General features: G+C 45.3%; 1 protein-coding gene. It reads right to left on the bottom strand.

Annotated features, from left to right (window positions below; all coding sequences use genetic code 11):
• Positions 1-64: 64 nt before the first annotated feature.
• On the bottom strand, positions 65-607 hold a 543-nt coding region (locus tag R7190_RS28785), incomplete at its 5' end, for a Crp/Fnr family transcriptional regulator (RefSeq protein WP_318138052.1).

Here is a 607-nt window from a genome sequence, read left to right as displayed (position 1 = left end):
CATTGGCTGGTGGTCTTTTTGGCTGAGTACGCTGGTTAGACCAAAGACGTGTTTGCATCTACAACTATTCCAACTGTTTGAGATACGCTTCCATTTTCAGCGGATTCAATATGGTAATACTGCCATATTGCAGCCTAAGAACGTTCGAGTTTTCCAATTTCTTTAGTACCTTATGAACACTTTGTCGTGTTAGCCCCATCATGTTGGCGATGTGCTCACGAGTCACTTTCACTACACAAGACTGGGCACTTATAGGACGGTTATGTTGATATTCTGCCAGAAGCAATAATCGTCTGCCGATCCTCTCTTCTATACCGCGAATGGCGTCGTCTTCGATAACGGAAATAGCTGACCATAATCTGCGGCTGAGCAGATCCAGAATCACAGGGTAGCTTTGTGGATATTTGGCTAACAATTGCCGAAATTTATCGCCAGGTAGCTCTAATAGGGTTACGTCGGTATGAGCCGTTGCTCCGAAAATGCGTGGCATGCCGGGTGAAAATACATTGTCGCCAAACCATCCTCCGGCTTCGAAAATCATCAAGGTGACTTCTTTTCCTTTGGAACTTATCGAGTTAACGCGTACAGATCCTTTGGCGATCACCAT

It is taken from the genome of Vibrio sp. 1078-1 (assembly GCF_033340475.1).
The sequence above is the reverse complement of the archived record's forward strand: the minus strand, read 5'-3'. Positions and strand labels throughout refer to the sequence as shown.